The sequence below is a fragment of the Herbidospora sp. RD11066 genome (assembly GCF_054661255.1).
In genome coordinates this window covers 1-245 of the sequence record NZ_BAAGDO010000306.1, presented here as the reverse complement: position 1 = coordinate 245, position 245 = coordinate 1, and the positions used below count along the sequence as shown (strand labels likewise).

The 245-nt window shown below is 55.5% G+C and carries 1 protein-coding gene; it reads left to right on the top strand.

The genetic code is table 11. From position 1 onward, the window contains the following. Positions 1 to 245, top strand: a 245-nt coding sequence (locus ACYQ78_RS39985; protein WP_459806213.1) for a protein-tyrosine phosphatase family protein, incomplete at both ends; no start/stop codon positions are given.

Genomic DNA, 245 nt, shown 5'->3' with positions numbered 1-245 from the left:
CCTGATCAGGGGGTCCCCACTCACGCAACCTCACTTCTTGCTTTCCTGAGGAAGGTCCGTGCTTCTGTCCCAGAGGACTGTGGGCCCATTTTGACCCATTGCAGTGCGGGCGTGGGTCGCACTGGAACGTACATCGTATTGGATGCAATGATGGACCAAATAGCTGCTGAGGGGGTGGTGGACATCTATGGTTTTGTCTCCCACATTCGCCAACAGAGAAGCTGCATGGTGCAAACAGAGGCGCA